Annotated in this window: 6 protein-coding genes; all 6 read right to left on the bottom strand. The window is 39.3% G+C overall.

Annotated elements, in window-relative coordinates; translation table 11 throughout:
* Window positions 1–294: 294 nt before the first annotated feature.
* The 6 genes from AB5026_RS14685 to AB5026_RS14660 all read right to left on the bottom strand — a co-directional run bounded on the left by AB5026_RS14685 (window position 295) and on the right by AB5026_RS14660 (window position 6,760).
* Window positions 295–462: a hypothetical protein gene (locus AB5026_RS14685; RefSeq protein WP_195657159.1), complete on the bottom strand. Its 168-nt coding sequence runs from the start codon at window positions 460–462 to the stop codon at window positions 295–297.
* The gene (locus AB5026_RS14680) at window positions 459–1,736 is read right to left on the bottom strand and encodes a hypothetical protein (protein ID WP_368213649.1); all 1,278 of its coding nucleotides are present in this window, start codon (window positions 1,734–1,736) and stop codon (window positions 459–461) included. Before AB5026_RS14680 ends, AB5026_RS14685 begins: the two co-directional genes overlap by 4 nt.
* Window positions 1,737–1,746: 10 nt before the next feature.
* Window positions 1,747–3,807: a class I SAM-dependent DNA methyltransferase gene (locus AB5026_RS14675; RefSeq protein WP_368213648.1), complete on the bottom strand. Its 2,061-nt coding sequence runs from the start codon at window positions 3,805–3,807 to the stop codon at window positions 1,747–1,749.
* 166 nt (window positions 3,808–3,973) lie between these two features.
* Window positions 3,974–4,234, bottom strand: coding sequence for a DUF2513 domain-containing protein (locus tag AB5026_RS14670; RefSeq protein ID WP_368213647.1), 261 nt, complete (start codon window positions 4,232–4,234; stop codon window positions 3,974–3,976).
* A gap of 146 nt (window positions 4,235–4,380) precedes the next feature.
* On the bottom strand, window positions 4,381–4,884 hold the full coding sequence (locus AB5026_RS14665) for a hypothetical protein (RefSeq protein WP_368213646.1): 504 nt from the start codon (window positions 4,882–4,884) through the stop codon (window positions 4,381–4,383).
* A 106-nt stretch (window positions 4,885–4,990) separates the two neighbouring features.
* Entirely contained in the window at window positions 4,991–6,760 is a 1,770-nt protein-coding gene (locus tag AB5026_RS14660; RefSeq protein WP_368213645.1) for a leucine-rich repeat domain-containing protein, read from the bottom strand.
* Window positions 6,761–6,799 lie beyond the last annotated feature (39 nt).

The following is a 6,799-nucleotide window of genomic DNA, read 5'->3' as shown; positions in this document are numbered from 1 at the left end:
AGCTGCGTAAAAAACAGTAGTGGTGGTATGGACCCACCCTGAATCTACGGGGCCCAGGCTCCGCACATCAGATGCTCGGTAATTTAATTGCCGAGTAGTTCACAAAAAAAAGAAACCGCCGTCTACTGGAACTAGACGGCAGCTTAAGCTGAAACTCAAATTATCGTTTAGGGGATAGACCGTTTGCACGGCTTCCTATATTTATATATATCATACTCCCCCGCGCTATCAAAGTCAAGCGCGGGTTTCCCATTCGCTCTGTCTTTTTTATTCCATTTTTTTCTATTTCTCTCCTCACTTTGCAACCTGATTCCCAGTCATCCTCACCAGTCCTTCCACATCCCGGTTCAGCCTGTCCAGCGATTCCCTATTCGGTCTTCTCTCCGGCGGAACCTTCACCAGTTCCGCCCGGCCGCCGCTTTTGCTCAGTTCTTTTTCCAGTATTTTTCTTATTTCGCTCACCAAGCCACCTCTTTTTCTCCCGTAATCTCCTTCGCCTTCGCAATGACCTCATCTTTGTACAGGACAACTTCTTTGATAATTTCTTTTTCAGTTGCTTTTATGTATTTTTCCATATACTCCCAATCAGGGATATAACCTTTCGGGCTATAAGTTTTACCGGCATCAATGACTGGTTTTCCGGAGTCGTCGGTCTGTATGGGGAGGCAGATATTACATTTTCTTACTTTGCTCCACACCGCTTTATTACTGTAACCGAATCTTGGCTTGATTGATTTTTGAATTGATGCGGCAAGATACATTAACAAGCATTCATTCTTCATACCATTTTTTAGATTAACAATATATGCATCAAACAAAACTCCTATCTTATGCGACTGAGGGTATACGTTTCCCGTTGATATTGCTCCATTACTTACAATATCAATACCACCATCAACAGATGAAAAATCGCTGCTTCTTCCGTAATACATAATGCCATTATTTCCGTCTTTCGCATTTACGAGCGGCAGGTCAAATTCTTTTGTTTGTTCTTTTGAAACATCTTTTTCTTTATTAAATTTCCTGTTTGTAATCCATCCAAGTTTTTCTTTTTTGAAAAGGTCGTCAATCTTAAACTTTCTTCCCTCTTTCAAGCAGCCATCTGTAGATATCGAGTTTTGTGATAGTGTCCTCCCCCCCCCATCTACCAATTTTGCAGCCAGAACAGATTTATCTTCTTCTGTCAATTTGTAATCGTTCAATCCGGATGCAATTAAATAATTTTCAAGTTCCGCCACGCGGTCCTTTTCAAGTTCCGCCACGCGGTCCTTCATATATTTCCAATCAGGCACATACCCATTACTTGAATATGGAGAATCAGCATCTAAGGCATCAAGTGTTGGAAGCATTATTTCTGCTTCTGCAAGTTTACTACTATTAAAAAGATATGAATATGAAGCAACCTTTAAAGAAACTTTTTTAATAGCGGCAATGATAAACATTGCGCTTATTTCATCCATATTTTCAATATATAAGGCATTGATAGATGCGCCAGAAAAGCCTCTTCCAACAAAATCAGCTCCTTGATACATACATAAGCCCTTAATCGGGTCTACGACAATACAATTTCCTTTACTTATGTCAGTTTCAGGTGCAGTTACATAACCTATAACACCATTATTTGACTGAGACCCCGTAACATACGGAGTCTCGCCTTTCTCATATTTACTTAAAGGTTTTCCTTTAACTTTTTCAATTTTTGCCAGTTCATTTAATTTATATTTTTCATACCTCATATGGATAACCTCATTTGCTCATTAATTGGCTAACTTTAAAACTCAAGTAATCAGAAATTACTTCCTTGATGTCTTCTTTGCTTGGTATTAAATCAATAACCTGATGCTGTGAAAACAACCAATCATCCCCATTCAGCGTAATCGTATCTTTAATCACTTTCTCATTTTCCTCCGTGTAGTAGTGTGTTTTCGGCATCTTACCGGTTGTAAGAGCCAGCACCTCGGCATATCGTTCTTCGGCATGGTCAGTGTTTTTCAGATTGACTTCCTGAGTGGATTTCTTGCGGTTCTGTCTTGAATACCCATCTTCAGAGAAATCAATAAACGTTACAATATCATCTTCTTCATGTGGTCTGTTTACCTTAAATAAAAAGATATACACATTTACCGAAGCCTTATTTCCAAAAAGTCCAGATGGCATTTTAATACTTGCCTCCAGAGTACTATGTTCCAGAATCCTTTTCGTATAAGGAAGCCCCTGCCCGTTTCCTGCACTGTCCTGAATTAAAATTGCAGCATATCCTTTTGTCATCTGCTTTAATGCTTCTTCTACAAAGCAGAATCCTTTACCTGGTGCAGAATATGGAGGATTTAAAAGAAATACATTTGCTGGAAAATCATTCGGAAGTTTAAATCCATGGCTATCACCATTAATCACATTTGCTCCAATTCCATCCATTAAAATCATATTTAACACCGCCAAAATATAAATATTTCCAAGAATCTCAATACCGAGAATCTGGCTTTCTTTAATATGTCGGATTTTTTCATTCAATGCATTTTTATCAATAATTTTTGCTCTTGCGTCTTTTATCATTTGGTCCATAGCACTTACAAGAAATCCAGCGCTTCCCATTGTAGCGTCCCATACAAAACTATTCATATCAGTTCTGCACATTTTAGTCATTAACTGTGTGATATATCGCGGTGTTAGAACGACATCATTTTCAGAATCATTTTCAATATTTACCCAGTCATTCAAAGAATTTAAGATTTTGCCAGTGAAATCAAGATGTAAATTACTTTCCAAGCAGGGAATAATATCTCTTTTTACCTGTTCAAACAGTGTCCTTAAAAGGCTGATGCCGTTTTTCGGCTTCCAGAGCACTGATTTTTTAAACACACCTTCCAGAAGGCCAATCACCATATTGACTCTTTCCGCATCGCAGTGTTTCGCATGCAGAAAAGCCTCAATATTGCTCAGTATATATGTACCATCATTATTTCTGTCGTTATCATTCCCGCAAAAGTCTTTTGCTTCCAGAGTCTTCACTCCGTTTGTCCTCAATCCTGCCATAATCAGTCCGCAGAACAGATACAGTTTTTCATTCGTGGAAAGTGCCGTCTTCAGCTGCATATCATCGTAAATGCTCTGATGCATTGACTTGATTTTCTCTTCCAATGTTACCTCTGTTCTTCGTGTCAGTTCCTCAATCTCTGCATCGGTCAAATTCAGCTTGTCAAGAACCCTGAACAGCCCATCAACATTATCAGGGTTAAATAATGACCAGTCATCGGCCGTAATTTTCTCAATTAACTTCGGAATCCGGTTGTTCTTTTCTGAAATGTAGTAAGCCTTGCATTCTGCATCAGCCACGCCACCAGCATCATCCAACGCTGTCCCGTTAATCCCGACAACGATTACCTCGTTATAAGTGCCTTCGTCCAAAATTGCGTTTCCGTAATGTACCGCACCATTGACTGCATAATCCTTAATTGCACTGTAATTTGGCTCGCCTTTCAGATGTACCGGCTTACCGTCTTTTCCGGGCCTTCCGTCTTTGTCATAATAAGTAACCCCAATGATTACCCCGGATTTATCCCTTTTTTCCAGCTTGTTTTTTGTTCCTTTTGCTTCCACCATTACGGGAATTCTTCTCGCATTACTATTTTCCAGCATCATCTGGATGTCAGGGAAATTACACCCGCTGCCGCCCGACTTGCTGTCAGCGTTTTTAAGCGCATTTGCAATCGCCGGGTTCATTTTTTCTGTCTTTCCATAATGTCTTACTTTATTTGCATCAAGAATTTTCTTGAAATATTCTTCTACCTTTTCTTCTACGCTTGGCATATTTTTGTCTCCTTTTTTTGTTTTTCTGCATGTAATATGCCGCGAATTTCAAAAACCCTTATTTTTTGCGGATTTTTTCGCTCAAGGCTAATATGCAAAACGCGGAGGAAAGTGGCACGTCCAAAGAAAAAGCCTGCAGCAAAAGCTGCAGGCGTGAGATTTTTTCTTAAAGTCTTTCGCACATCTTCTGATGGCCCTTATCTTCGTAGTAGTTCTGCCCCATCCATGTCAGCTGCCCAACCTGTACAACGCCATACCGGGTTGTTTCATCGAAAACAAGCCCTCTGTCCAGCATCAGTTTCAGGGTATACTTAACTTCTTCTTCGCTAACCTCAGCAGATTTGAAATCATTGACTCCAAAGATATCCTTATCGCTTTCTGCGATAGTTTTAACGATGGAATTAATCAGTTTCCAATTTCTTTTCATCTTTTTTTTGCCTCCTATTTTTAGTATTTAAGCGCCTTCCCACTTACATATCTAATATGCCGAACATTTTTCTTTTTTGTCGTTTTTTAGAGCCATTTTTTTCTTTTTACAAAAAAGGCAGCCGCCGGCTTCGCCGGCGTCTGCTACTACCTGTCTCCAACTTTCCACATTGAAAAACATTGGAATCCAATATTCTTCTTTACGAATTTGCCATTAATCCCGTCGACAAAGACCTTATGTTCATATACAATTCCGCGAACATGAATCGGAGTCCTTCCATGTATGCCGGATTTGGATTTTTCTTTTTCTCCTTCCAGGCCAAGGCGTTCCCTGAAATCCGCGTCCACAGCCGTCCAGATTTTCTTGGAGATTTCCACCGGGCATTCAACCATTCTGCTCGCCGGACACTTGACCAGCTTCACAGATTTCAGCAGTAGCTTCTCGCATGGCATACCGCCAAGCTCTCCGGGGATAAACACCCAGTCATCACATTCCAGAACAATCACTGCGCCAAGCAGCGGTTCCAGTTCTTCCACGTAGCGCTTACCTTTCGGAATCTCAGCAAATTCTTTTCCGAATTTCTTTTTTCTTTCTGGTTCAGTTTCCAATTTGTTTTTATGTATATACTTTTCATCTCTATCGCGGCTCATTTTTTTTGCCTCTCCTTTTCTTTTTATTTTTTATATACCCAATATGTCAAATTTCTGCCGACAAAGAAAAAAAAACGGCCGGAAAAATTCCGGCCAGACTTAAAAATTAAAGTGAAAATGATGATTTCCCGCCTGTTATATCTTTCTGTGCTTCGCAGATGTACGCCATCACAGTTGTGAGACCTTTTTCTTTTGCTTTTTTGTAAGTATCATCTAATGCTTTTGGTGTCATGATACCAAGCTTGATAAAATCAATCAGTCCAGTCTCATCATTTAATTCCATGTACATTGCGATAATGTTCTTACTGACTCTTCTGAGATATGTTTTAACTGCATCGTTCGGGCATTCTTTCATTGTTTTTATCGCAGTCTTCCACTTGATTTCCGGCTGCATTCCATAATCATACAGTAATTCTTCGCATTTTTCTCTGAATGACGGGATTGCAAGCCGTGTGTCTAATGTGACAGCATCTGCTGTAACAATATATCTTGGCATGAAAACCGTTGCAGCTGGCTTTTTGATTTTAATATATATAGGGCTGTTATCTGGTATCGTATTTGACGTTATTGCTTCTGCGATACCATAAGGCATGTTATCCGATGACAGTGTGACGCTATCCATACCAGGAAAGCTCTGTCTTCCGATATATTTTAACGATGCTGGCAGTGTAACCTCCTTAATACAACTCTGCTTGAACGCATAATCCATAATTTGCGTCAGTCCTTCATTAAAAGTCACTTTGCTGATTGATGTTTCAAGAAATGCACTTTCTCCAATTATTCTAACCTGCGACGGAATTTCAATCTCATGAAGCATGCTGCATTGCATAAACAACCTGCAATCATGTCCAATGCCTATTTCCTCAATGCCATGTCCAAAATCTACCTTTTGTAATTTATTACACAGACAGAAACACTTCGGCATCAAGACCCTCAGTGAATCAGGAAAATATACCTCCTCAGCCTCACTGAGAATGAATGCATACGATGTAATAGTTTCAATTCCATCAGGAATATGTACTGTTCCAGAAATAGCCGATGGATATTTAACTAAAACCAACCCATCTTTTGATAGAAGACATCCATCTTTCGTAGAATAATACGGATTTTCTTCAGTCAATTCCAAAATTGGAAAAGGACTCCACTCTGACAGCTGCTCGTCTGTAATATAAGATTTATCTTTTAAAATAATTTTTATACCAACTGGCAGCTTATGCCGTAGATTAATCACAGTCTGCGCTCGGTGCGCTATAACACTCTTAACCTTGTCGAAATTAATTCCGTCTCGCATCGCCGTCAATGATAATCTTTTGTCAGGAAGAATAATATTTTCAGCAGTTTCATCAATATTAACAATAATAGACCCGGCAATGACTGCTCCAGCCGGTTCAGGTTTTAAATCTCCAATTGCTGAATTTCTGAATGCATGTTTTGCACATGATGTAATACTTCCTGAATTAATGATTTTTGTAGCCATACATCCAGAAAAAGCGTCATCATCAATCTTAGTTGCATATTTCAGGTCTACGGTCTCGTCTTCCTTCCTACCAAAAACGTTTGTCAAAATCTGGCCGTTGTCATTCCTTAGAAGCACGCTTCCGTTCTTTGTGTATTTTCCGTAGTAATTATTATTCTTCACTTCTTTCACATTCGGAAATAATGTATTGGGAATATCAATATCATATACACTGTAATCAATCACGATTTTCCTGACGTCAGGAAATGCCTTTTTGCAGTCACCAAGCAGATACTCACGACCAAATGAAGCTCCGAAGCTTACTTCTTCAACACCTGGTTTCACATCAATATCAATACAGTTACCGCTGGTTGCATCTATGGTATAAACCACACCATCTTCTTCAATTCTTTTTTTCATTTTTTTTGCTCCCTTTCTGGTTGATTTTTATATATCCAA

This window comes from Blautia sp. RTP21359st1_E11_RTP21359_211015 (genome assembly GCF_040910705.1).
Lineage (GTDB): Bacteria > Bacillota > Clostridia > Lachnospirales > Lachnospiraceae > Blautia_A > Blautia_A fusiformis.
The sequence above is the reverse complement of the archived record's forward strand: the minus strand, read 5'-3'. Positions and strand labels throughout refer to the sequence as shown.

Coding starts and splice junctions, on each gene's coding strand:
- AB5026_RS14680 (WP_368213649.1), bottom strand. CDS start 1,736: ATGAGGTATGAAAAATATAAATTAAATGAACTGGCAAAAATTGAAAAA.
- AB5026_RS14675 (WP_368213648.1), bottom strand. CDS start 3,807: ATGCCAAGCGTAGAAGAAAAGGTAGAAGAATATTTCAAGAAAATTCTT.
- AB5026_RS14670 (WP_368213647.1), bottom strand. CDS start 4,234: ATGAAAAGAAATTGGAAACTGATTAATTCCATCGTTAAAACTATCGCA.
- AB5026_RS14665 (WP_368213646.1), bottom strand. CDS start 4,884: ATGAGCCGCGATAGAGATGAAAAGTATATACATAAAAACAAATTGGAA.
- AB5026_RS14660 (WP_368213645.1), bottom strand. CDS start 6,760: ATGAAAAAAAGAATTGAAGAAGATGGTGTGGTTTATACCATAGATGCA.